Here is a 24,012-nt window from a genome sequence, read left to right as displayed (position 1 = left end):
CCAGATGAAATCTGATCCACACTTCCTGCTTCCTGCTTCCTGCTTCCTGCTTCCTGCTTCCTGCTTCCTGCTTCCTGCTTCCTGCTTCCTGCTTCTGGCTTTGAACTTTGCCGCGAGTACCAGTATCCTTGGTGCCCAGTATCGGCGTGTTAACCCTGCTGATTGTTGCCTTTGGGCTTGGTCCCGCCCCTTAATTCTTCGTTAAAAGTGAGTTAATTCCTTGATTTCTACCAACAACATTACCATGCAGTTTGGTGCCAAGCCGCTGTTTGAAAATATTTCCATCAAGTTTGGCGATGGTAATCGCTATGGCCTGATCGGCGCCAACGGCTGCGGCAAGTCCACTTTTATGAAAATTCTGGGCGGTGATCTGGAGCCAAGTGCGGGCAATGTCAGTCTGGATGTCAACGAGCGCCTCGGCAAGCTGCGTCAGGATCAGTTCGCCTATGAAGAGGTACGCGTGCTGGACGTGGTGATGATGGGGCACAGTGAGCTGTGGGCCGCCATTGCCGAGCGTGACGCCATTTACGCCAACCTGGAAGCCAGCGACGACGATTACATGCGAGCCGCCGAGCTGGAGGGCAAGGTGGCGGAATACGATGGCTACACCGCCGAGTCACGTGCCGGCGAGTTGTTGCTGGGGGTGGGCATTCCGCTCGACCAGCACTTTGGTCCCATGAGCGCAGTGGCACCGGGCTGGAAGCTGCGGGTGCTGCTGGCCCAGGCACTGTTTTCCAATCCGGACGTGCTGCTGCTCGACGAGCCGACCAACAACCTGGACATAGACACCATCCGCTGGTTGGAAGGGGCGCTGAACGAGCGCAACAGCACCATGATCATCATTTCCCACGATCGTCATTTTTTGAACAGCGTGTGTACCCACATGGCGGATCTGGACTACGGTGAGCTGCGGGTTTATCCGGGCAACTATGACGATTATATGCTGGCCTCTACCCAGGCCCGCGAGCGGCTGATGTCCGACAATGCCAAGAAGAAGGCCCAGATCGCCGATCTGCAGTCGTTTGTAGCCCGCTTCAGCGCCAACGCCTCCAAGGCCCGGCAGGCCACCTCCCGCGCCAAGCAGATTGAAAAGATCAAGCTGGAAGAGGTGAAAGCCTCCAGCCGGCAGAACCCCTTCATCCGCTTCGAGCAGGACAAGAAGCTCTACCGCAACATACTGGAAGTGGAACAGCTGGCCCAGGGTTATGGCGCAGAGCCGTTGTTCAAGAATCTGAACATGCTGGTGGAAGTGGGCGAGCGCATCGCCATCCTGGGTACCAACGGCATCGGCAAATCGACCCTGGTCAAGACCCTGGTTGGTGAACTGGCCCCTACCAGCGGCCAGTTCAAGTGGTCTGAAAACGCCTCCATCGGCTATTACGCCCAGGATCACGCTGCCGATTTCGACATGGATATTACGGTATTCGACTGGATGAGCCAGTGGCAGCAGGAAGGGGATGACGAGCAGACCATTCGCGGTGTACTGGGCCGTTTGCTGTTCAGCCAGGACGACATCAAGAAAAAGGTGGGCGTACTGTCCGGTGGCGAACAAGGTCGCATGCTGTTCGGCAAGCTGATGTTGCAGAAACCCAATATCCTGGTGATGGATGAGCCCACCAACCACCTGGATATGGAATCCATCGAGTCACTGAACATGGCGCTGGAGATGTATCAGGGCACCCTGATCTTCGTATCCCACGACCGGGAGTTCGTGTCATCGCTGGCCACCCGTATCCTGGAGCTCGGCGAAAACGGCATCCGCGACTTCAGCGGCAGCTACGAAGACTACCTGCGCGAGCAAGGGGTGGTGTAAACAACACCTGAATAAAAGGGCCGGTGATACCTGTATCACCGGCCCTTTTTGTTGATGCATTCAGTACCCATACTGGTGGGTCTACCGCAATATCAGCAGGGGGACGTTGGCGCCCGCGATCATGGCGGTGATGGTGCAGCCCACCAGTCACTGAGCAGCGCACCCGCTACCCAGCCAATGTAAGTGGTGCACACCATCTGGCAAGTGCACAAGTACAGAACCTCCCTCATGCAGCAGCGCCCGTGCTGCGCCTTCCAATTTGCAATGGTAGCAGCCTATAATGCAAGAGTTTCATTTGAGTTATATTTTCATGCCGGCAACCGCGCCTCAAACCAAGGGCAGGCAAGAGGCCAGATCGCCCGCAAGATCCGGGCGGTAGCGTGCCTGATGTGAAGGTAAAACAGCGATATCAGATATTATCAAGGGGACTGCAGGTGCCGGCAAAGTGCTCGCCAATGACATGCGTGTAGATCTGGGTTGTGCGTACATCGCTGTGGCCCAACAGCTCCTGCACCGTTCTGATATCGCGGCCCGTTGACGAAAGGCATTGGGATATTTCTTGCCCAATGCATGGGGTAACGAAGGGCCGACACCTTGCCTGTTGTCTGCCTGCTGAATGGCCAATACGTGTTCGACTTGTTCCTGCAAAGCAGGATACAGGCTGCGGCTTAATATGGTTTTACGATCCTTGTTACCCTTGCCATTGCGCACCGTGATCGAGCCGTCATTGAACCCGATATCCTGAATGCGCAGCCTCAGACATTCGGTGATCCTGAGGCCACTGCCATACAGCAGCGAGAAGATAAGTCGATAATGGTTGTCCAGCTTATCAAAAATCAGTTTTACCTCCTCCCGAGTGAGCACAACGGGCAGGCGCCGATGTTGTTTGGCAGGTTGAAAACCCAGTTCGCCGAGTTCGATTTTCAACACCTGGTGATAGAGAAATGCCAGGGCATTCAAGGCCGTTTTCTGGGTGTTAATGGCGACATTATGCTCGTTGGCGAGCCAGGACAGAAAAGAACGAACTTCTACCGGTAATCCCCCCATTTTTAGCGGGGTTCAAAAGTAGACCTCAGGCCATCATAGCCAACTTCTGTTGAGGAGTAATTCAGGGCAAGATCATGAAAAACCCTTGTCTGGCAAGGATTTCGGCGGGGTAAAGGGCCTGGTGTCTCTCGAACAAGGTGATTGGTGAAACCTAAGCTTACGTCAGAGATAACATGCCCGGCGTGCGGGTACAGCAAAGTGGAGATGATGCCCGAAGATGCGTATCAGTATTATGATGCATGTAAACACACAACAAGGACGCCTGCTATGTTGGCCGACAAGAGGAGTACGCTGCGTTGATCTCAAGACTTCCGCGCTGGATCGAGACCGGCGGGTTTTTACTGGCTGCCCTGGCCGGATATGTCAATGCCGTAGGATTGCTGGGTTTCAGCCATCAATCGGTATCGCACCTCACCGGCGCATCAACCTTGCTGGGAGTCAAGCTGGCCAATCTGCATGGCCTCGAGGCGCTTCATTTGGTCTTTATCATTCTGAGTTTTATGCTCGGGGCTGCGTTCAGTGGTTTCTTTATAGAACATGTCGCGCTCAAGGCCGGACGCAGGTACGGGTTTGCCCTTGTGGTTGAGGGAGTCCTGCTTGTTGTTGCCATGCTCTGCCTCAATCACGGCTTCATGGCGGGTCACTATTTCGCCTCCATGGCCTGTGGCCTGCAGAATGCCATGGTCACAACCTTCAGCGGCGCCATTGTTCGTACCACCCATGTGTCTGGATTGTTCACCGATATCGGCATTATGCTCGGTGCAAGGCTGCGCGGGCATTCGCTGGATTCAAGGAAGCTGATCCTGCTGGCCATATTGATCTCCGGGTTTGTACTCGGCGGGGTCTTGGGGGCGCTCATGTTCAACCTGTACCGGTTTAACGCCCTGGCTGCACCGGCTTCCCTGGCAATCTTGCTGGCCATTGTATATGGGTATTTTCTTTCAAGGTCCGGTGCGGAGCGTCGTCCTGCCGGCTGACACGGCCAGACGCCGTCCGGTTTGCAGAGCCGGTTATCACCCCTTAACTGTGAGTCTTAGTTATGGAATTTACCGAAGTCATATCAGTTGCAGGATACGCCATCGAGGCCGTCGGAGTACTCGTGGTGATTGTCGGTTCAATTATTTCCTCTGTCATGTTTATCCGTACGTTTCGTCAGTTGCCCGAAGGGGCGGCGTACCGCACCTACCGCAGGCAGCTGGGGCGATCCATTATTCTGGGGCTGGAGTTTCTGATTGCCGGAGACATTATCCGTACGGTCGTGGTTGCGGATACCCTGGAAAATGTTGCCGTGCTGGGCATGATCATCCTGATACGTACCTTTCTTGGGCTGACGCTTCATCTTGAAGTGGAAGGACGATGGCCCTGGCAACAGGATGAAAGCGACACGCGCTGACCCGGCTCCTCAGATAACGGTATCGTGGCGTGAAAACGGCACGAATGGCCGCGGGTGAAAACGCGGGGTAGGGGTGTTAGCCTTTGGCGCCGGTATGGTTTGCAGCTAAGGAGAACAACGGCATGAACAGTGCGTGGGATACAACACCAGGACAGGACCGCTTTGATCCGGCAGCGGGGCAGAAAACCATGAAGGCGGTGGTGACCATGGGCAACGGCGGCTACGACAGGCTCCGGTGCCGCGAGGTACGGCTGCCCGAGCCCGGGCCGGGCGAGGTGCTGTTGCAGGTGTTGGCGGCCGGGGTCAACAACACCGAAATCAATACCCGTGTCGGCTGGTACTCCTCTTCGGTCACCAGCGGCACGGAAGACGCGGCCAAGGTCGAGGAACAGCTGGCTACCGAAAAGGCCGACGGGGGCTGGAACGAGCGCACCCCCTTTCCCTTCATTCAGGGCACCGACTGCTGTGGCCGCGTCGTTGCCGTTGGCCCCGGCGGGGATGAAAGCCGCATCGGCGAACGGGTGCTGGTACGGGCCTGCATGCGCCGGTCGGACTTCACCTCGATGGACAACATCTGGATGGGCTCCGATTTCGACGGCGCCTTTGCCCAGTTCGTCAAGGTGCCCGCCGGCGAGGTGTTTGCCGTCAACTGCGACTGGAGCGATGCCGAGCTGGCCACCATCCCCTGTGCCTACGGCACGGCAGAAAACATGGTGCACCGCAGCAGGGTAGGCCAGGGAGAGCATGTACTGGTGGCCGGTGCGTCCGGCGGGGTCGGCTCGGCCGTGGTGCAGCTGGCCAAGCGGCGGGGTGCCATGGTGACCGCCATTGCCGGCAAGTCAAAGCGAGAGCAGGTACTGGCTATCGGAGCGGATCACGTTATCGACCGTGATGACAATGTTGTTGACTGTCTCGGCGAGAACACGGTGGATGTGGTGATCGACAACGTGGCGGGGCCGGCCTTCGGCGATCATCTTAAGGCGCTGAAGCGGGGGGGACGATACGTCAGCTCCGGTGCCATCGGAGGGCCACTGGTGACCCTGGACATGCGCACCCTGTATCTGAAGGATCTGACCCTGATCGGCAGCACCGGCTGGGACGAGCCGGTGTTTCCCAACCTGATCTCCTATATCGAACGGGGCGAGCTGCGTCCACTGGTGGCGAAGACCTTTCCGCTGGAACAGATCGCCGAGGCGCAACGGGAGTTTCTCGAGAAGAAACATGTCGGCAACTTTGTGCTGATCCCGCCCTCTCCATAAGCCTGAGCCGCCGTTTGCCAGAGAACCTGAATGCGCAAGACAAGACAACTTCACCGTTTGTTGGGGCTGCTGCTGTTGCTGCCCTTGTTCGGCTGGGCGCTGACCGGCCTGGTGTTTTTTATCAAGCCCGGGTACGAGGGCGCTTATGAGCAATTGGCGGTCAAAAGCTATCCATTGTCGCAGGCGACAGTTATCTCCCCCGAGCCGCACTGGCAGCAGGTGCGGCTGATCAGAACCGTGCTGGGCGAGCATTTGCTGGTGCAGAGTCAAGGACGGTGGCGGCACCTGCAGCCGGGCAGTCAGTCCCCCGCGGCGCTGCCGGATGAAACCCAGCTCAGGCTGTTGCTGCAGGATGCCATGGCGGCCAATCCGGCACGCTACGGCAATATTACGGCTCTGGCCGGCAACCGCGCCCACACCAGTACCGGGGTAAGTATCAGCCTGGACTGGGATACTCTCTCCCTGCGTCAGGAAGGAAACGACACCCGGCTTATCAACCGCTTGTATCGGGTGCATTATCTGCAATGGTTGCCGTCCGGGGTATTAAACCGGTGGTTGGGGATACTGGGCCTGCTGTTATTGCTGACCATGGCGCTGGTGGGGCTCAGGCTGTGTTTCAGGCGCCCGCCAGACACTTCATTTAAAGGATAAAACCGAAACAAAAGAAAACCAGCCTCGTAAGAGGCTGGTCAATGCCGGTCGGGCATTTAATTTAGAAGTTGAAGCCGATACCGAACACGTAGGCCCAGGCACCGTCATCAAAGTTGTCACTGGCGCTATCACCGCTGTCAAACAGGAATTGATATTCGGCACGCGCCTGTATGTAGGTGGAAGGTAGCACGTAGTATTTCAGGCCTGCCTCCAGGCCTGCGGTACCGGTTTCTTCCACACCGTTACCATAGATGGCACCGAGTGAGGCGCCCACGAAGGGGCGGGCCGCACCGTGGCCAAAGTGATAGTCGATATAGCCGCGGGTACTGCCGTTCCAGAAGTCATCGGAGAGGTCTTCTCCCTGGATATCGGCGTAGGAGACGCTCTGGCGCACCCCAGCTACCGTCCTGTCGGATAAATACCAGCCGAGATCGGCTGATACGCCAAAACTGCTGTTGTCGAAGTCCTTATCGCTGGTACCGGTACCGGACAGCGAGAACTCCCGGTCGCCTTGATGCGGCCCGATTTCCTGGGTTTGCATACTCTGGGCCTGCGTGTAGGCAGGGATCAGTAAAGCGCTGACGCACAGGGCCAGTGAAAGTTTCTTGAGCGTATTCATGAAGAAACTCCTTGCCTGGATCAATCATCAACACATCAACCAAGCACTCAAATCGTTGGATTGTGCCCGCGCTCGTGGGAGCACAAGGCAACGACGTCAGGGTTAACACACCCGAGATCACAACTGTTTCTGTCAATCCTTTACTGTCAATGTGCTGCCTTGCGGACAGAGTTGTTCTCTCTCCAAGTATACTGGTTGGTATGCGAGTTGATTAATTTTTGACCGTATTATTCATCTGTTCGGGGCTTGGCTCAGCCGGCCTCGGCGTGGGGTCAGGGCACGGCCCGGCGGGGCTGCGCCATCGGTCAATACCGGGAGGAAGCATGTTCAACATAGTGGAAAACGGAGCCAACCGACTGGATATCGAATTCAGTGGCAAGCTCAACAGCGATGAGATGAAGGCCGCGCTGGACGCGCTGGTGGAAAAAACCGGTGGCGTAGAGCACGGCAGGATGTTGTACCGTATCGGTGATTTCGACTGGCCCACCCTGGGTGCCATTGGGGTGGAGCTTTCCCGTATTCCGGCATTGTTCAGGATGATCAGGCGCTTTGACAAGGTCGCCGTGGTGGCCGAGCAAGACTGGGTGCGCACCGTCAGCCAGTGGGAAGGGGCCTTGATCCCCGGGTTGGAGATCAAGGCATTCGAGCCGGATCAAACACAGCAAGCCGAAGCCTGGCTTGCCGAGTAGCCCGGACCGGCGGATTTACCCGATGACGGCGAGGGCTCTGCGCACCCTGTCGGGCACCCGATAAAGGGCAAGACCAGCCCTCGCCGTTTATAAAGCCATTTTTTAATGGCCGGGCAAATGTTATAACTAGGGGCCGGCTCTCGAGAGGGAGCCTGACTGCCCCCTAAAATTTTTTACAAGGAATTTAAAACGCTATGTTTGAGAAGGTCACAGCTGCACCGGCCGATCCTATCCTGGGCCTGACCGATGCTTTCCGCAAAGATCCCCGTACCGACAAAATCAACCTGGGCGTGGGTATCTACAAAGACGAAGCAGGCCAGACCCCGGTGCTGCGCTGCGTGAAAAAAGCAGAAGCCCGCCTGGTGCAGGAGCAGACCACCAAGAGCTATCTCAGCATAGAAGGCACCGAGGCCTATGGCCGCGTGGTGCAGAAGTTGCTGTTCGGTGCCGATTCTGCCGTTGTCGCTGCCGCTCGTGCCCGCACTGCCCAGGCGCCCGGCGGTACCGGTGCGCTGCGCATTGCCGGTGAGTTTATCGCCCGCCAGCTCGAGACCAACACCATCTGGATCTCCAACCCGACCTGGGCCAACCACCGCGCCGTGTTTACCGCCGCCGGCCTGGAAGTGAAAGAATACGGTTATTACAACGCCGCCACCAAGGATCTGGACTTCGACGCCATGCTGGCCGATCTGAGTCAGGCCAAGGCCGGTGACGTTGTGTTGCTGCACGGCTGCTGCCACAACCCGACCGGTATCGATCCCACCGCCGAACAGTGGCAGCAACTGGCCAGGCTGTCTGCCGAGAAGGGCTGGTTGCCGCTGTTCGACTTTGCCTACCAGGGTTTTGCCAAAGGCATCGAAGAAGACGCCTATGGCCTGCGGGTGTTTGCCGAGCACAACAGCGAGCTGCTGATTGCCAGCTCCTTCTCCAAGAACTTCGGTCTGTACAATGAGCGGGTGGGCGCCTTCACCCTGGTGGCCACCGACGCCGACGCTGCCGAATCGTCCTTCAGCCAGGTCAAGTCGATCATCCGTGCCAACTACTCTAACCCGCCTTCGCATGGTGCCGCCGTGGTGTCCCTGGTGGCGGAAGACGAGGAGCTGTATCAGGACTGGCTGGTCGAGCTGGCCGAGATGCGCGATCGCATTCAGGAAATGCGTACCCTGTTCGTCGAGAAACTGAGCGCCCTGGGTGTGGATCAGGATTTCAGCTTTATTGCCCGCCAGAACGGCATGTTCTCGTTCTCCGGCCTGAGCAAAGAGCAGGTAGCCCGCCTGAAGGACGAATTCGGTATCTATATCGTCGGCTCCGGCCGCATCAGCGTGGCCGGTATTACCAAGGCCAATATCGATGCCCTCTGTGAAGGTATCGCTGCCGTTATCTAAACGCTGCTTTTAAACCGATAAGCGGGACTCCGCGAGACGGGGTATTAACCTGAAAAGGGGCCGGTTGCCAAGGCAACCGGCCCCTTTTTTATGTTTTCAGTGATGTTCAGCCGACAAAAAATGCATTTTGCACCGGCATCATGGTTTTGGTATCCACGCCAAGGATCTGGGCCGCATGGAAAGGCCAGTAGGGGTCACGCAGCATTTCACGACCGAGCAGCACCAAGTCGGCCTGACCAGTGGCGATGATTTTTTCCGCCTGTTCCGCTTCGGTAACGGCACCGACCGCCATCGTCCTGATATCCGAACCTTCCCGGATGCCGGCGGCCAACCCTATCTGATCGGCATTACGGCTGCCCAATGAACTGCGTGAAGCGGGGCTTGCGCCGCCCGCACTGCAGTCGATCAGGTCGACACCCAGCTCCTTGAGCCACTTCGCCATTTGGATGTTGTCCTGAACGGTCAACCCCTGATCATCCCAGTCGGCGACCGAAAGCCGGACCGCCAGCGGCAGATGTTCCGGCCAGACATCCCGGATTTTTTTCGTGGTTTCCAGCAGCATTCGTGCCCTATTTTCAAGGCTGCCCCCGTATTCATCCTGGCGGTTATTGGCCAGCGGCGTAAAAAAACTGTGTAGCAAATAACCATGGGCCGCGTGGATCTCCAGCAGTTTGTAGCCTGCCTGTAGAGATCGTTCAGCGGCGGCGACGAAGGCGGCCTGGGTCTGTTCAATATCGGCTAAGGTCATCATGCGCGGTGTTTTCCAGAGGCGGACGCCGTCGCTGTCGAACGGCTCGTTGCCCGGGGCCATGATGTCATAACCGCCTTCTTCATTGCGCAGGTGATGCCCCCCTTCCCAGGGCCGTGCGGCGCTGCCCTTGCGGCCGGCATGGGCTATCTGGATGCCGGGCACGGCGCCCTGTTGCTCGATAAAACGGGTGATGGGGAGCAGCGCCTCTACTTGCTCATCATTCCAGATGCCGGCACAGCCCGGAGTGATACGCCCCTCTGGGGTGACAGCGGTGGCTTCCGACATGATCAGGCCCGCACCGCCCACGGCCCACGGCCCGGGAGCCAAGGTGCACCAGGTGCCAATCGCCCGCGACACCCTCGACTGAACTGTACTGGCACATGGCAGAAACCCCGATGCGGTTTCTGAAGGTGACGTCTTTTATGGTTAAGGCAGAAAATAGCCGGGACATTATTGTTCCTCCGGTGTGAGTTGTTTGCTGGGCATGGGTCGGGTCACTGTGTTGTGGGTCTTCTGATTGATAAGCATGACGGCGATAACTATCAGGCCTGTCGCCACATATTCAATGGCGCCGATATCTTCACCCATCAGGATCGAGCCGATCAGGAGCGCGACCACGGGGGGGATATAGGTCACCGAGGAGGCGGAGACGGCGCCCCATTGCGCTATCAGGTAGTAGTAGATGAGGTAGGCGAGGCCCGTCCCCAGCAGGCCCAGGCCCAGGAAGACGCCGGCCGCCGCGTGCAGATCAGCATTGATGCTTGCCATGCCGCTGTAGTCGGTGATGATGCACAGGATGATCAGGCTCAATCCGAGCTGGTAAGTGGTCAGCGCCGCGCTGGATATGTTCAGGGGCACTATGTATTTCCTGGCATAAATGAAAGAAGCGCCGACGCTTAACGAGCCCGAGACCATATAGATAACGCCTTCGACATTGGTGGCGGCCGCCTCGCCCGAGAAGGGGCGGGCAATCAGGATCACCCCCGAAAGCCCGGCCGCCAGACCCAGCAGCCGTTTGATGGATACCGCCTCTCCGGAAGGCAGGAGCATGCTTATCAACAGGGCAAAAATGGGAATGGCGCCGCTGAGGGCGCCGGCCACGCCGGAGGGCAGCAGCGAGGTCCCTTTGGCAAAGCCATAATAGTAGATCACCGTCGCCAGCAGAGACATGACCACAAAGTGACCGGTATGTTTCAGGTGGGCGAGTTTCAATGCTCCCTGGAAGTAGGCATATATGGCGAGGGGCAAGAATCCGGAAGCGACCCTCAGCAGCACGATCTGGGCAGGCGAGATCAGCTCGGCCGCCAGCTTCATATATACGAAGTTGCTTCCCCAGATCACCCCCAGGGCCAAAAAGGCCGTAACAGGCAGATATTTCATGTCGTGCTCCCATCTGTCATCCCGATTCGATATCGCTTAATTTTGGTGATTTGAATTGGCACGACAAACGATTTAATCTGCCGTATAAAATAGATAATCTATTTCATGATGAGGTGATGAATGGCATATTCATCCTGGTTTCAAGCCCTGTTGGCGGGAAAATCCTGATGCATAAGCCCATGCCGCCGCTGCGGGCCCTGGTGGCCTTCGAGGCCGCGGTTCGCCATGCCAGTTTCAAGCAGGCCGCCGAAGAGCTGCACCTGACCCCGGGCGCGGTCTCGCAGCAGGTGCAAAAACTGGAACACTGGCTGGGGTACCCGCTGTTTGTCCGGCAGGTGCGCCAGCTGCAGGTGACCGAGCGGGGCATGGGGTACTTCAGTCGCATTGCGCCGGCGCTGGAGCAGATCAGCACCGCCAGCGAGGCCTGTCGGGAACGCTCATCGAATTCGGTGTCGCTGTCGTTGTCGCAAACCCTGGCGGCCAAATGGCTGGGTCCTCGCCTGGGGGATTTCGTGAGTCGACATCCCGACATCGAGGTCCATATCAATGCCTCCAATCATACGGTTGATTTTCAGCGGGAGGCAGTTGATCTGGCGATACGGCATTTTGACGGCCGCGATCCGTCACTCGAGGTGCATGAAGTCTTCGATGACCAAGTTCGCTTGTTCTGCGCCCCCGCCTATGGTGACGCCCTGGCTCTGCGGCATCCGGATCAGCTTGGCCAGGCCACCCTGATAGTGGCCACGACCTATCCCTTCTGGAATGACTGGCTGACCCGCTTTACCGGCCTGGATCCGGAGGCGATAAAGCGGATGCCCGCCCTGTATTTCGATCAGACCCTGCTGGCGATCGATGCGGCCAAGCGGGGCCAGGGTGTGGTGCTCAGCAACCACCTGCTGGTGCAGGAAGAACTGCAGCGAGGGGAATTGATAGAGCCCTTCGGACTGTGGCTGCCCCTGGATAAAAGCTACTACCTGGTTCATCCCAGGCGGCATCGTCTCAGCCGGGTGGCCAATACCCTGAAAGACTGGCTGTTGGAGCAGTTTGCCAAATCGGGGATGGGCGCACCTCCCTGAGTTAGGCTGGTGCAACCCTGGTCAGGGAAGGGCGCACCAGCAGCCAGTAGCCGAGCAGGGCCAGGCTGGTGCAGAGTGCCATCACAGCGGTCATCGGTACGGGGGAGAGGATCGGGCTGCTATTCACCGCGAAGGCGGCCACCGCCCCCATGCCGAAGCGCAGGGTGCCCGCCAGCGCCGAGGCCGTGCCGGCAGACTGGGGGAAGTGGCCGAGCAGGCCGGCCATGGCGTTGGCGCCGACCAGGCTTATCTGGGCGATGACGATCATCACCGGCACCACTATGCCCCACAGGCCGCCGTACCCGCCGATGGCGTTGACCAGCAGCAGGCCGGCGGCGAGGGCCGAAACGGTCAGCCCGAGCTGCAGCAGGCGATCACTGCCCAGGTGGCGGACCAGGCGGCTGTTGCCAAAGGTGAGCAGCATCATCAGCACGATATTCAGGCCGAACAACAAGCCGTAATGCTGGGGCGGCACCCCGAAGATTTCGATATAGACCAGGGGCGAGCCGGAAATAAAGGCGAACATGGAGGCGGTGGTCAGGGCACCGCACAGCATATAGCCCAGCGCCGCCCTGTGCCGCAGCACCTTGCCGTAATTGCGCAGAATGGGCAGTAGGTGGAAGGGTTGCCGGTGTTCGGGCTTCATGGTCTCGGGGATCTTGACGGCCAGTGCCAGGCTGACCAGTACCCCGATCACCGCCAACAGAATAAAAATACTGTGCCAGTGGGCGATCAGCAGCAGGTAGCCACCCACCAGGGGGGCGAGCAGGGGCGCCAGGGTCATCACCAGCATCACCAGCGACATTACCCGGGCGAATTGGTCCCGGTCGAACATATCCCGCAACAGGGCATTGAGCACTACCGAGCTGGCTGCGCCACCCACCGCCTGCAGCAGACGAAAGGCCATCAGGGTTTCTATGCTGTCGGCAAAGGCGCAGCCCAGGCTGGCCAGGCTGAAAATCGCGGTGCCCAGCAGCATCACCGGCTTGCGACCCAGGCTGTCGGCCAGAGGCCCGTAAAACAGCTGGCCGAGGGCAAACCCCGCCAGGAATACGCTGATGGTCAATTGAGCCTGGGAGATGGGTACGCCCAGATCCTGCGCTATGGTGGGCAGGCTCGGCAGGTACATGTCGATGGCCAGGGGGGTCAGGCCGGCCAGGCTGGCCAGCAGCAACAACAGGGAAAAAGGGAGGCCCATGCAGTTTATCCAAAAGTAACAATTGAAACCAATTTAACCATGGTAACGGTGTTCAGGCAAAAGGAGTTTCGGTCTCTCAGGGATAATAGGGATAAATATGCAGACGGGGGATCAGCGGCTCATCGGCAATACGCTGTGGCCGGCGTTGCCGGGTTTTGGCCGGTGGGTAATCGCCCAATGGGGTTACGGCCGGCAGAGTATCCTGGCATAGCAGGAGCGGCAGGTGGGCCTTTACCTGCTGTTGGCGGGGGCTGATTTCTTCGGCCCAGCGTACATTGACCATGGGATGGGTCTTGACCGGTCGCCGCAGCCGCAGCTCTACCCCGGCCGGCAGCCGTTTTACATCATAAATTTCCCGGTCGATGCATTGCTGCCAGGTGAGCGGATCGGTCAGCGCCGGCGGACTGGCCTTGGCGGCATTGAGCTGACCGACCAGTTCGTCTTTGTCTATCTTGCGGATGATCTGCTTGTTGGCCCAGGTAAAACCCAACCGGGACACGGGGCGGGGCAGCAGCACCAGCTGGCGATAAACCTGCAGGGTGATCAGCCCGGGAAAGGTGTCGTGCACCAGGGTGAATTTTTTATCCCGGCCCTCGGCCTCCTGCACCTGACTGCGAAACTGTTGCTTGAGCTGGTTTATCTGTTCGACCAGGGGGGACAGCGCTTGCCGGGCATCGGTAGGGAGCACCAGATAACCGGGTAGCCGGAAACTGGCCTTGCTCGAGCAGTCGGTGCGCATGTGCCATTGACGATAGGATTGCAAGGCGGCGGCCAGGGCGGCGTTATCGGTTAGGCGAGAGACGCTGATCTGCTCGATGGGATCGTGCTCCTTGCCGGCCGGCACATCGGGCAGAGGATAGCAGGCGGCCTGCAGGACGTGGGTGCCAGGTTGGCCTAGCAGCTGGGTCAGGGTGTTGAGGGTAGATTCCAGTTGTTCCAGGGTAGCGCGCAGGCGGGCGGCGAGTGTAAACATATATTATGCCAACATACATAGGTTGACCCTCAATGTAACAGCGAAGAGAAAGGCGGGCAAGGGGGCGCGGAGGAAAGAGGCTCAAATTAGTGCCAGAATGAGTCCCGGGCCGCAGCCCGGAACCAACCGGGACTATTTGCCTTTCCTGGCCCTGATGGCCACGGCCAGGCAGATGGCGGCCCCGCCCCAGGTAATCCCCAGGCCGATGATCATCATGATGATGGCGCCCGTGGTCATAAGCGTGACTCCTGCCTGCTGGCGGCGTTGATCGACAGGGCAAGGAGCAGCATGATGCCGATCAAGCCCCAACCGATGAAATAGATCTCATGGTTGCTGTAGCCGCCGTAATTTTCCCTGAAGGCGCCCAGGATATTGTTGAACAGCAGGATCAGCAGGATACCGACCGACACAAAACGGATACAGAACAGCCACCAGTTGCCGATTTTGAATTCCGAGAGCTGATTGGCATGATGCTGGAAATCGGTCAGCCGGCACAGCCAGCCTGCCAGCAGCAGTTCCAGCAGGCAGGCGCCGAGCAGGGCGACATTGTTGATAAAGTAATCGACCAGGTCCAGCAGCAGCAGGCCGCCCCGGGTAATAAACAACAGGCTGATCACAAACCCAAGGGCACAGAACAGGGTCGAGGTGCGGTGGCGGTTCCAGCCCCGCTTGTCCATCAATCCGGTAATGACCGCCTGGGCTATCGAAATATGTGAGCTGATGCCGGCAAAGACCAGGGCCAGGAAGAACAACGGGCCCATGATGCCCGGTGCCGGCAACAGGCTGATGGCGGTCGGCAGGGTGACAAATGCCAGGCCGACGCCGGAGCTGACCACCTCCGTCAGCTCGGTGTTCTGGGCATGGGCCATGTAGCCGAGGGCGCCGAACACCATGATGCCGGCCAGCATGGAGAAGCCGCAGTTCATCAATACCGTCATGAAGGCGTTATTGTTGATATCGGATTTTTCCGGCAGGAAGCTGGCATAAGACATCATGATGGCAAAGCCGACGCTAAGGGTGAAAAAAATCTGACCATAGGCGGCGGACCACACCTTGGGATCCCATATCTTGCTGAAGTCGGGGGCGAACATCCAGTTGATGCCGTCGAGGGCACCGGGCAGGAAAGCAATGCGGGCAATCAGGTACAGCACCAGCAGGAACAACAGGGGCATGAGGACCTTGTTTATTTTTTCGATGCCGCCCTGTACACCCCGGTAGGTGGCGATGTAGGTGGTCGCCCAGGCAAGACACAGAGGGATTAGCAGGTGGACGCGCAGGCCGCCGAGGCTGGAGGGGGAATTATCACCGGTCAGGCCCAGGAAGGTATCGAAAAAGAAAGCATTGCTGTCCTCCCCCCAGGCCTGGGTGAAGGAAAAATAGCAATAGGAAATAGCCCAGGCGATCACCACCACGTAGTAACAGGCAATCACGGCCGAGATCATCACCTGGAACCAGCCCAGCCACTCGAAGCGGCGGTTGAGGCTGGCCAGTGTCCTGGGGGCCCCGGAGCGGTATTTATGGCCGAGGGAAAATTCCAGTATCATAAAGGGGATACCGGCGGTCAGCAGGGCAAACAAATAAGGAATAAAGAAAGCCCCACCGCCGTTTTCATAGGTCATGTAAGGAAAGCGCCAAATATTGCCCAGCCCCACGGCCGACCCCACTGCGGCCAGGATAAAGCCGGCGCGGGAACCCCATTGTTCACGACTCATAATGATCCCTCGGGCACAATGATTTTAATTAACAATAGTGTAGCCGGCAGTGGACGGGAGGAAAGAAACGTTAGGGAGAATGGTTTGGCACCCCAAATGAATGATAATTCATATATTAGTTTTGGTTAAATGTTAAAGGGTTTGCTTCTTCTTGTTAATATTTAATAACTTCATTTTTTACAGTGGGTTGGGTTTTGTTGTTTCTTGTTTTAGCATTAGAAAAACTAATTATGTTTCACAATAAAGGTAGCTTGAGACCCGCCCTGGCCGGCAGTATTCTTGCCGTGAAATTAACCGGAGGCGCATCATGAACCAGACTCTTCAGCAAACCGTTACCTTTACTCACACATCTCGCCGGCAGCAGAACAAAGCCGGTGTCCTGGCCAAAATTAATACCTGGCTGCAACGCAACCGCAGCCGTCGTGAACTGGCGGAATTGCCTGCCTATCTGTTAAAAGACATTGGTCTGCACGAGTCGGACCGTTATCGGGAAATCAGCAAGCCGTTCTGGCAACGGTAATACATCGCAAGGATGCGCCACAATAAAAAAGCCGCTGTCACTACAGCGGCTTTTTTATTAGTTAGTATGCGACGACTTATTTATCGGCCGCCACCTTGACCATGATGTGCGCATATGGGGTATCTTTCCACATGACGTAAACTGGGTCGTTCGGGTCTGTTGACAACCCCTCAAGCATTGCCCGATCGGGAACAACGATCATCAGGTGGGGTCCTTCCTTCACCCAGTCGTCACTTTTGTCGGGGTCGGTGGCATAGGGATCGCTGTTACTGACGCCGAGGGCGCTGCCTTCACCGGCCAGCATGTAGGACACGCTGAGTGTATTGGGCTGAAAATCCTTCTTGTTCAGCATTGCATTGATGAGGGCGTCCCAGACGGCCTCATTACACATAGGGCCGATGGTTTCTTGTTGAGGATAACAGGTGTAGCTGTTCGTTCCCTCTCGCAGGACTGTTCCATCTGGAGCCTTGATGGTTGCGTTCGCTGTCACGGCGACGGGACCTGCGCTTTCCGCGCTGGTTATCATCGCCTCTTTGTCAGCGGCCAGTACTGAACCGCTCCCAAATAAGCCAAGACAAACACACGGGATGATTAATTTGCTTTTCATGCTGACCTCCAGCTTGAAATCTTTGAACTGTTCCGACTTTCCTTTCATCCCCCCAATCGAGTATAGGATACCCGGTGTCGCTCAGAGCGACAGCCGAGCCGTTATATCTATGCAAGCGGGGCACATGTCCGCAGTCACTCCGGACGCCCAATGGCTGCGTGTTGCCACATCGGGTTTACGGCTGGCCGAGCGTCTGGTGAATGGCGCAGCGGGCGGATTGGTACAGGAGCAGGATAATCAGCCCAAGCAATAGAAGTAGCAAACCAGCACGACGATACAGGCCAGGTTGAGGACAACGCCGGCCCTCATCATCTGGCCCTGACGGATCAGGCCGCTGCCGAAGGCGATGGCATTGGCCAGCTGCAGGATGCGGTTGGCGATCAGCTTGTCCAATCCCTGGCTGTGCATGGCCGCGGCCAGGGCAAAGCCCCCCAGGAACAGGAAGATAATGGGGTTGGCAAAGTTGCTGAGGGCGGTCCCGGTGTCCAATATGCCCATCACCGCAGCCAACAGGGAGACCATCAGCGCGGTAATGGTGATATGTATCGCCTCGGTCAGCCATAATGCGGCAATACAGATCAACAGGCTCAAACCCTTGTTGACATCGGGCTCGAAGGGCAGGGCGACCAGCAGGATGGCGAATAAACAGATGTCGGCCAGCAATATCCAGCCCTTGCTGCCGATACTGAATGTTTTTTGAGGGGGAGCTGTAGGCATCTCTACGCTCAGTCACTTGTTATTATTGGTTGAAAGAACATGAGCTTATAATAGGCCAACGGTGGGGCTTGTACCTGCATTCGCTGTTTAGATGATTCCCGGCACAGGACGGGCCGTTTGTCTTGCGTTACCCGGCCCGATTATCATAAGCAGAGTTGTCGCCAGTCAGAATGTCGAGTCTCCGAATGCCAAAGTCTATTCGAATTACCCTGCTTACGGCCCTGTTGTTGTTGCTTGGATTGGCCATCAACAGCCTGTGGCTGGAACGGCAGTACCGGGATTATCGTGAACTGGCAAGCCGGGCCGCTCCCCTGGTCAATGACCTGCACCAGGTGCATCAAGACATCATTATGCTGGATGCGGGAAATGGCATCAGTCTGGAGGGCAAGATCCAAGACCTGTTGCTGAGCCTAGGCCATTTTAATGACTATCTTGAAGGGCGTCGGATCAAGGAGCCGGCGTTGCAGCCGGTGATGGCCGAGCTGCACAACTATCTGTCAGCACTGAGCCGGTTGCAGGAAGAAGAGTTGCGCCTGCATTATGCCCTGAACGTGTTTCATCGACATGCCGAGCAGCTGGAGACGGTCGGCCCGGAGCAAGCTGCCCGCATTGGCCGCTTGTCCGAACTCAGTGAACTCTATCTGCATGCCTCCCATCCGGCCTATGTCGATCATCTGGCCAATGTCGCCCAATCCCTGGCTGGCGGGGCTGAAGAACGGCTGAGTGATCTGCTGTATGGGCACCAACTGTATCGTCAGAGCCTGAGGCGCATCATCGACTTGCGCCGGCGGCTGGGGGATGACGACGCCACCGGACTGCTGCAGTTAAAAAATAGCTGGGAGGCCCAGCTGAAACGTACCAAGGAGCGTCTGTTGCTCAACCTGGCGCTGATATTGGGCGTGATCTTTAGTGCCGGCATGGCGTGGTTGCATGTGCGCAACAAGCAGTTAACGCAAACCAATCAGGCGTCCATGGCCCTGGCGCGGGCGAAAACCGACTTTCTGGCCAATATGAGTCATGAGATCCGCACGCCAATGAATGCCATTATCGGTTTCAGCTCCTTGTTACAGCAGACCCCTCTCACTGCCCAGCAGGCCGAATATATCAAGAAGATCCGCACTTCCTCCGATAACCTGCTGCTATTGATCAACGATATCCTCGATCTGACCAAGGTGGAGTCGGGCAAGCTGGAGCTAGAGGATATTGCCTTTGATCTGAACCAGCAACTGGACACCCTATCGGGCCTGTTTGCCGATATGTCGGAGCAAAAACAGCTGGAGGTGATCATCAACAAGTCCCCGGAAGTGCCCGAATATTTGCAGGGCGATCCCCTTCGGCTCGGGCAGGTACTGGTCAACCTGGTCAGCAATGCGGTCAAGTTTACCGAGCGAGGCGAAGTGGTGCTGGCTGTTTATCTCAACCCTGAAAACAGCCAGCAATTGTGTTTTGAAGTGAAAGACACCGGCATCGGCATTATGCCCGAAAAGTTGGTCAGCCTGTTCAAACCCTTTACTCAACTGGACGCCAGCACCACCCGTAAATATGGCGGCAGTGGTTTGGGGCTCAACATCAGCCGGCACCTGGTGCAATTGATGCGGGGCACCATTTCGGTACAGAGTCAGCCCGGGTTGGGGTCGACCTTCAAGGTGGTGTTGCCCCTGCGTGAGGCCGCTGCCGGTGCCCATCAAGACCACAAGCCTGTCTTTATTCCCGGCCAGAAAATATTGTTGGTTGATGATAATGAGCTGGTACTTGAGATCATGGGCCGCATCATTAGGGAAGCCGGCTTTGTGCTCTATACGGCGAGGGACAGCATGTCGGCGAGGGAGATCATCCAGCAGCGGGGGAGCGAGTTGCGGCTGGTTCTGATCGATTGCCGCCTGGGGCACGATAACGGCATGGAGCTGGCCAGTTTCATAACTCGGCAGCACCATCTGGCGCGGCTTGATATCGTGATCACCAGTGCCTTTGGCCGGGAGCGGCCAGCAGGGCAGATGGACAGCCTGGGGATCCGCCACTTTCTGTCCAAACCGGTCACCGAAAAAAGTCTGTTGGCCTGCCTGAGCAAGGTACTCAATCCCCGGCCCGAGGCCATGGCGCTGTTATCGGCCAATACAGACGATACCTGGTATTACCGTAAGCGGTTGATGGGGTGTCATCTTTTGCTGGCAGAAGACAACAGGGTGAACCAGCAACTGATTGTCGAGTTTCTGGCTAAAGTGGGGGTGACGGTGACCCTGGCCAATCATGGCCAGCAGGCGATAGACATGGTGTCTAAAAAAACCTTTGACGCCATCTTGATGGATTTGCAGATGCCGATCCTCGATGGCCTCCAGGCCACCCGCCAAATCCGCAAGCTCGGGGTTAACCACCGGGTTCCCATTATCGCTCTGACCGCCAGCGCCATGCGCGGCGACAGGGAAACCAGCCTGGAAGCGGGCATGAATGGCTATGTTACCAAGCCGGTCAATCGCATCGAATTGTATCAGGCGTTGCTCCAGGTCGGTTTGGGCCCTGGGCAAAGTGAGGCCCAGGCCGCTCCGGAGGCCGATAACGGTGGCCTGCGGGATAGTGATGCTCATGGCGGGGAAGGCGACTACCTGGCCCTGGAGCAGGTCCGCAGCCGGCTTGAGCGGGACCGTCATGCATTTGCACTGTTGCTCAGGCTGTTCCTCGACGAGCATCAGGATGATGTGTGGGAATTGCAGGCGGCATTGGCCAATGGAGACGGCCCGGAAGCAGGCCGGGTACTGCATCGGCTGGCGGTGGTCGCTGCCAATATTCATGCCGAGCCACTGGCCACCCTGGCGGACACGCTGATGGCCGAAGGGCGGCAAGGGGCTTCCTTGTCACGGGGAGCAATAGAGGAGCTGACCCGCGTCTTTGCCAAAACCCGGGAGCAGGCCGCCCAGGCTTTGAACCATTTATCCTGGTCAGCAGAGTCTGTTGAAGAATGATTTTTTCACTTTGCCAACTCAATCACAATTTTTATTAATGTAGAATATAATTCCAGTTTTACAAAAATAATCCAAACTTTCATCCTGTAAATATTGGCGCTTCAGCGGAACATACAGCGTTGTCAGGGCTAGCGCTCAGGCTGGCCAGACACGCTCTGTTGAGGCTATGCTTTTGCTCTGGATTTCCTTCTTTTTTTAGATGATATTGTCGGTGTGTTCGCATCTTTATAGGGAAGTGTTATGAAAGTTTTGGTCTTGGGTAGTGGGGTTGTCGGTGTAACCAGTGCCTGGTATTTGTCCCAGCAGGGTCATGAGGTCGTGGTGCTGGATCGGCAGCCTGAAGCGGCCGAAGAGACCAGCTTTGCCAATGCCGGACAGCTGTCGTTTGGTATGTCGTCTCCCTGGGCCGGCCCCGGTATTCCGGCCAAGGCCATCAAGTGGATATTTCAGGAGCACGCCCCGCTCAAGGTGCGTCCGAGCCTGAATCCGATGCAGTGGCAGTTTATGCTGTCGATGCTGGCCAACTGCAACGAAAAATCCTACGGCATCAACAAGTCTCGCATGGTGCGGGTATCCGAGTATAGCCGGCAGTGTGTCAACGCCCTGCAGGATGAGCTGAATTTGTCCTTTGAAGGCCGCAAGCAGGGCCTGTTGCAGGTCTTCCGCACCCAGAAGCAGGTAGATGATGCCGCCAAGGACATCAAGGTGCTGCAGGATTTCAAAGTGCCCCATGCCATGCTTAATGTCGAAGAGTGCATTGCCCGTGAGCCGGCACTGGCCCGGGTAAAAGACAAGCTGGTAGGCGGCCTGCACTTTTCCGCAGATCAAACCGGTGACTGCAACCTCTTTACCAAGGGACTGGTGAAGAAATGTATCGAGCAGGGCGTTACCTTCAAGTTCAACACCGATATCAAGGGCCTGGTGCGCGACGGCGAGCGGATCAGCGGGGTACAGACCGACAAGGGGCTGGAAACCGCCGATCAGGTGTTGGTCTGCCTGGGCAGTTATTCTCCATTCCTGCTCAATTCCGTCGGGATCCGCCTGCCGATCTATCCGGTCAAGGGCTATTCGCTGACCATAGACGTGAAGGAAGATGCGGACGCTCCCCAGTCCACCGTGATGGATGAAACCTTCAAGGTGGCCATTACCCGCTTCGACAAGCGGATCCGTGCGGCCGGTACCGCAGAGCTGGCCGACTTCAACCGTGATCTGACACCGGCCCGGCGCGAGACCATTGCCCATTCCGTGAGGAGCCTGTTCCCCGAGGGCGGCAATATCGAAGAGGCCAGTTTCTGGACCGGCTTCCGGCCCATGACCCCCGATGGGACGCCCATTATCGGCGGCACCCGTCTCAAAAACCTCTGGCTGAACACCGGCCACGGTACCCTGGGCTGGACCATGGGCCCGGGCTCGGGCAAGCTGATCGCGGATTTGATCAGCGGCAGACAGCCGGACATAGATCCGCAGGGACTGTCAATCAGCCGCTACTGATCGCGATACGAGGGCCTCTTACCAGAGGCCCTCTTCTTTTATGGAAGGACCTTGTCTGTTTGTGAGAGCGACTTCTGTAGGAGCGTCGACCCCGGCGCGATAATATCCGCAGGATATTAAATGACCTGATCCATATGGCCCCGCTTTCCCATCTGCCTGAAACCGGTGACAATGTTGATGGCCTTCGGTCAACTCGCCGCGAGGTCGCGCCTCCCACAGGGTCAATTGCCGGGGATTGGGTTTGCTGTAGGAGGGGCGACCCCGCCGCGATGCCAGTTGGCAGGGGTTAACGATCAGGCGCCGGGTTTGGGGCTTGCTGTGGCAGGGAAACAGCGGATGGCATAGAGTTTAGTGATACGAATATGGAGTCATCATGGAAGAAAAGCTCGCCCAGCTGCTTGAACACCTGCCTCTCTGGTTTGAACAGATCCTTTCCGCTACCGTCCTCTATCAGTTGATCGTCTTGCTGCTGGCGGCCCTGGGGGGCCTGGCGGTCAATCGCCTTGCCAGCCGGCTGCTGCACCTGGATGAAGGCACGCCGGCCTCGGGCCTGCGTCATGTTACTCGACGGACCGTTCAGAAGGTGGTGTTTCCCCTGTCCATGTTGCTGTGGGGGCTGCTCGGCAAGGGGGCCTTGATGTTGCTGGCATTGCCGGTAGTGCTTATCGACATTGTGGTGCCCTTGCTGCTTTCCCTGGTGCTCATTCGTATCCTGGTCTACCTGCTGCGCAAGGGATTTCCGCCCACGCCCATGCTGCTGGCCTGGGAAAATATCGTCTCTACCGGCATCTGGCTGGTGGTGGCCCTGCATCTGCTGGGCTGGCTGCCGGCGGTAACTGAAACCCTGGATGCGGTGGCCTTCGACATGGGCAGGACCCGTATCTCCCTGCTGTCGACCATCAAACTGGTGGTATTGGTGGCCCTGTTGTTGACCCTGGCGTTCTGGATTTCCGGATTACTGGAACGACGGATGAAGCTGTCGGCCTATATGGCACCCTCGATGCAGGTTGCCTTTGCCAAATTCAGCAAGTTCTTCCTGATCACCCTGGCATTTTTGCTCGCCATCGACGCGGTGGGCATAGATCTTACCGCCCTGGCGGTGTTCGGCGGTGCCCTGGGTGTGGGGATCGGGTTCGGTCTGCAGCGTATCGCCAGCAATTTCATCAGTGGTTTTATCCTGGTGTTGGACAGATCCATTAAGCCCGGCGATGTGATCACGGTTGGGGGGCAGTTTGGCCGGGTCGAGGAACTGCGCGCCCGCTATGTGGTGGTCAAGAGCCGGGCCGGGGTGGAAACCCTGATCCCCAATGAAAACCTGATCATCTCGGAAGTGATTAACTGGAGCTATACCGATCCCTATGTGCGGATCAGCATTCCGGTACAGGTTAGCTACGATGATGATCCGGAACAGGCCATGGCCCTGATGCTGGAGACGATTCAGACCTCTCCCCGGGTGCTGGCCTATCCCGAGTCCACGGTCCAGCTGCGCGGCTTTGGTGAAAGCGGTATTGATCTGGAACTGCGGATCTGGATTCGGGATCCGGAAGCCGGCGTCGGCAATATCCGCTCCCAAATCAACCTGGCCATCTGGCGTGCCTTCAAACAGGCCGGTATTACCATTCCCTATCCCCAGCGAGATCTGCATATCAAGTCGGCCCCCCATTCCCTGACCGAGGTGGCCCCGAGCGCGCCGGAAGAGCCGTAGGCAAATCGTTACTGGGTCGGGTACCATGTTTACAGCTTTTGTCAGGCAGGCCATACTGCGGGCTTTTGT

The 24,012-nt window shown here is 57.5% G+C and carries 22 protein-coding genes and 1 pseudogene; 12 read left to right on the top strand and 11 right to left on the bottom strand.

Annotation, left to right across the window (positions count from 1 at the left end):
* The first annotated feature begins 220 nt into the window (after positions 1 to 220).
* On the top strand, positions 221 to 1,813 hold the full coding sequence (locus DCS96_RS05585) for an ABC-F family ATPase (protein ID WP_116473332.1): 1,593 nt from the start codon (positions 221 to 223) through the stop codon (positions 1,811 to 1,813).
* A gap of 327 nt (positions 1,814 to 2,140) precedes the next feature.
* Here the strand turns inward: DCS96_RS05585 and DCS96_RS19080 are convergent, their stop codons facing one another.
* Both DCS96_RS19080 and DCS96_RS19075 read right to left on the bottom strand, forming a co-directional pair.
* Positions 2,141 to 2,773, bottom strand: a complete 633-nt coding sequence (locus DCS96_RS19080; protein WP_456300735.1) for a tyrosine-type recombinase/integrase — start codon at positions 2,771 to 2,773, stop codon at positions 2,141 to 2,143.
* Between the two features lie 6 nt (positions 2,774 to 2,779).
* Positions 2,780 to 2,860, bottom strand: a pseudogene (locus DCS96_RS19075) (hypothetical protein); the annotation flags it as partial.
* A gap of 296 nt (positions 2,861 to 3,156) precedes the next feature.
* Here DCS96_RS19075 and DCS96_RS05575 point away from each other — a divergent pair.
* The 4 genes from DCS96_RS05575 (at position 3,157) to DCS96_RS05560 (ending at position 6,163) form a co-directional block, all read left to right on the top strand.
* Positions 3,157 to 3,837, top strand: a complete 681-nt coding sequence (locus tag DCS96_RS05575) for a YoaK family protein (RefSeq protein ID WP_116473330.1) — start codon at positions 3,157 to 3,159, stop codon at positions 3,835 to 3,837.
* Positions 3,838 to 3,899: 62 nt separating this feature from the next.
* Positions 3,900 to 4,253: a DUF1622 domain-containing protein gene (locus DCS96_RS05570; protein WP_116473329.1), complete on the top strand. Its 354-nt coding sequence runs from the start codon at positions 3,900 to 3,902 to the stop codon at positions 4,251 to 4,253.
* 122 nt (positions 4,254 to 4,375) lie between these two features.
* Positions 4,376 to 5,512, top strand: a complete 1,137-nt coding sequence (locus tag DCS96_RS05565; RefSeq protein WP_116473328.1) for an alcohol dehydrogenase family protein — start codon at positions 4,376 to 4,378, stop codon at positions 5,510 to 5,512.
* A 30-nt stretch (positions 5,513 to 5,542) separates the two neighbouring features.
* The gene (locus DCS96_RS05560) at positions 5,543 to 6,163 is read left to right on the top strand and encodes a PepSY domain-containing protein (RefSeq protein WP_116473327.1); all 621 of its coding nucleotides are present in this window, start codon (positions 5,543 to 5,545) and stop codon (positions 6,161 to 6,163) included.
* Between the two features lie 61 nt (positions 6,164 to 6,224).
* Here DCS96_RS05560 and DCS96_RS05555 read toward each other — a convergent pair whose 3' ends face one another.
* Entirely contained in the window at positions 6,225 to 6,782 is a 558-nt protein-coding gene (locus DCS96_RS05555; RefSeq protein WP_116473326.1) for a porin family protein, read from the bottom strand.
* Between the two features lie 323 nt (positions 6,783 to 7,105).
* Here DCS96_RS05555 and DCS96_RS05550 point away from each other — a divergent pair, with 323 nt between their 5' ends.
* Positions 7,106 to 7,471, top strand: a complete 366-nt coding sequence (locus tag DCS96_RS05550; protein WP_116473325.1) for a SpoIIAA family protein — start codon at positions 7,106 to 7,108, stop codon at positions 7,469 to 7,471.
* Between the two features lie 194 nt (positions 7,472 to 7,665).
* Positions 7,666 to 8,856, top strand: coding sequence for an amino acid aminotransferase (locus tag DCS96_RS05545; RefSeq protein ID WP_116473324.1), 1,191 nt, complete (start codon positions 7,666 to 7,668; stop codon positions 8,854 to 8,856).
* A gap of 106 nt (positions 8,857 to 8,962) precedes the next feature.
* Here DCS96_RS05545 and DCS96_RS05540 read toward each other — a convergent pair whose 3' ends face one another.
* Positions 8,963 to 9,913, bottom strand: a complete 951-nt coding sequence (locus DCS96_RS05540; protein WP_269801912.1) for an NADH:flavin oxidoreductase/NADH oxidase — start codon at positions 9,911 to 9,913, stop codon at positions 8,963 to 8,965.
* Between the two features lie 144 nt (positions 9,914 to 10,057).
* Positions 10,058 to 10,987, bottom strand: a complete 930-nt coding sequence (locus DCS96_RS05535) for a DMT family transporter (protein WP_116473323.1) — start codon at positions 10,985 to 10,987, stop codon at positions 10,058 to 10,060.
* 167 nt (positions 10,988 to 11,154) lie between these two features.
* Between DCS96_RS05535 and DCS96_RS05530 the strand changes: the two genes are divergently transcribed.
* Entirely contained in the window at positions 11,155 to 12,063 is a 909-nt protein-coding gene (locus DCS96_RS05530) for a LysR substrate-binding domain-containing protein (protein ID WP_116474541.1), read from the top strand.
* Position 12,064: 1 nt separating this feature from the next.
* Here DCS96_RS05530 and DCS96_RS05525 read toward each other — a convergent pair whose 3' ends face one another.
* The 4 genes from DCS96_RS05525 to DCS96_RS05510 all read right to left on the bottom strand — a co-directional run bounded on the left by DCS96_RS05525 (position 12,065) and on the right by DCS96_RS05510 (position 15,946).
* On the bottom strand, positions 12,065 to 13,261 hold the full coding sequence (locus DCS96_RS05525) for a Bcr/CflA family multidrug efflux MFS transporter (RefSeq protein ID WP_116473322.1): 1,197 nt from the start codon (positions 13,259 to 13,261) through the stop codon (positions 12,065 to 12,067).
* A gap of 76 nt (positions 13,262 to 13,337) precedes the next feature.
* Complete coding sequence (locus DCS96_RS05520; protein ID WP_116473321.1) at positions 13,338 to 14,234, bottom strand: DNA replication terminus site-binding protein; 897 nt, start codon at positions 14,232 to 14,234, stop codon at positions 13,338 to 13,340.
* A 132-nt stretch (positions 14,235 to 14,366) separates the two neighbouring features.
* On the bottom strand, positions 14,367 to 14,471 hold the full coding sequence (locus DCS96_RS05515) for a MetS family NSS transporter small subunit (RefSeq protein WP_116473320.1): 105 nt from the start codon (positions 14,469 to 14,471) through the stop codon (positions 14,367 to 14,369).
* On the bottom strand, positions 14,468 to 15,946 hold the full coding sequence (locus tag DCS96_RS05510) for a sodium-dependent transporter (RefSeq protein WP_116473319.1): 1,479 nt from the start codon (positions 15,944 to 15,946) through the stop codon (positions 14,468 to 14,470). Before DCS96_RS05510 ends, DCS96_RS05515 begins: the two co-directional genes overlap by 4 nt.
* Positions 15,947 to 16,253: 307 nt before the next feature.
* Between DCS96_RS05510 and DCS96_RS05505 the strand changes: the two genes are divergently transcribed.
* Positions 16,254 to 16,466 (top strand): DUF1127 domain-containing protein, encoded by a 213-nt coding sequence (locus DCS96_RS05505; RefSeq protein WP_116473318.1) that lies wholly within the window; start codon positions 16,254 to 16,256, stop codon positions 16,464 to 16,466.
* 76 nt (positions 16,467 to 16,542) lie between these two features.
* Here the strand turns inward: DCS96_RS05505 and DCS96_RS18535 are convergent, their stop codons facing one another.
* Both DCS96_RS18535 and DCS96_RS05490 read right to left on the bottom strand, forming a co-directional pair.
* Positions 16,543 to 17,073, bottom strand: coding sequence for a hypothetical protein (locus DCS96_RS18535; protein WP_157953587.1), 531 nt, complete (start codon positions 17,071 to 17,073; stop codon positions 16,543 to 16,545).
* A gap of 237 nt (positions 17,074 to 17,310) precedes the next feature.
* Positions 17,311 to 17,790: an SLC13 family permease gene (locus DCS96_RS05490; protein WP_116473315.1), complete on the bottom strand. Its 480-nt coding sequence runs from the start codon at positions 17,788 to 17,790 to the stop codon at positions 17,311 to 17,313.
* 185 nt (positions 17,791 to 17,975) lie between these two features.
* On the opposite strand from DCS96_RS05490, the gene DCS96_RS05485 reads away from it, so the two are divergent.
* The 3 genes from DCS96_RS05485 (at position 17,976) to DCS96_RS05475 (ending at position 23,943) form a co-directional block, all read left to right on the top strand.
* Positions 17,976 to 20,747 (top strand): hybrid sensor histidine kinase/response regulator, encoded by a 2,772-nt coding sequence (locus tag DCS96_RS05485; protein ID WP_198649930.1) that lies wholly within the window; start codon positions 17,976 to 17,978, stop codon positions 20,745 to 20,747.
* 240 nt (positions 20,748 to 20,987) lie between these two features.
* Entirely contained in the window at positions 20,988 to 22,238 is a 1,251-nt protein-coding gene (locus DCS96_RS05480) for a D-amino acid dehydrogenase (RefSeq protein ID WP_116473313.1), read from the top strand.
* 373 nt (positions 22,239 to 22,611) lie between these two features.
* Positions 22,612 to 23,943 (top strand): mechanosensitive ion channel family protein, encoded by a 1,332-nt coding sequence (locus DCS96_RS05475; protein WP_116473312.1) that lies wholly within the window; start codon positions 22,612 to 22,614, stop codon positions 23,941 to 23,943.
* The last annotated feature ends 69 nt before the right edge of the window (positions 23,944 to 24,012 follow it).

The organism is Zobellella maritima (assembly GCF_003075035.1).
In the GTDB taxonomy this organism is placed as follows: Bacteria; Pseudomonadota; Gammaproteobacteria; order Enterobacterales; family Aeromonadaceae; genus Oceanimonas; species Oceanimonas maritima.
Note: the sequence above shows the minus strand (reverse complement) of the source record. Positions and strands in the feature narration are given on the sequence as shown.